At 72.2% G+C, this 435-nt stretch carries 1 pseudogene; it reads left to right on the top strand.

Annotated elements, in window-relative coordinates:
• Window positions 1-83 precede the first annotated feature (83 nt).
• Window positions 84-435, top strand: a pseudogene (locus D1J51_RS17730) (HNH endonuclease); the annotation flags it as partial.

Raw genomic sequence — 435 nt, 5'->3', positions numbered from 1 at the left:
CTTCGTCCACAGGCGGCCGAAACCGGTGAACCTCGTGGAGTTGTCCCTAGGTGTTTGTGCTGATCAGGTGGGAAAATAGAGGCATGGAACTCTTCACCGACATCATGGCCCGGGTCGCGGCGATTCGCGATCTCACGGGCGAGGTGCCGGATGCGGGGCTGCTGCCGGCGGCGGTGGATCGCCTCGATGACGGGGAGGCGGTGGCGCTGCTGGAGTTGGCGTCCGAGGTGGGGCGGATGGTGGAGCGGTTGCGGACGGCGGCGGCGGGTGTCGTGGCCCGGCGCTCGTCGCGTGAGGCGGGGCACGCGGGCGTGGCGCAGGCGCGGGGGCATCGCAGTGCGGTGGCGCTGGTGCAGCGGCTCACGGGGAGCAGCCGGGCGGAGGCCGCGCGGCAGGTGCGGGTCGGCGAGACGCTCTACGACGGCGCTGAGGCCG

Origin of the sequence: Leucobacter sp. wl10 (assembly GCF_003569785.1) — a bacterium.
In the GTDB taxonomy this organism is placed as follows: domain Bacteria; phylum Actinomycetota; class Actinomycetes; order Actinomycetales; family Microbacteriaceae; genus Leucobacter.
The sequence above is the reverse complement of the archived record's forward strand: the minus strand, read 5'-3'. Positions and strand labels throughout refer to the sequence as shown.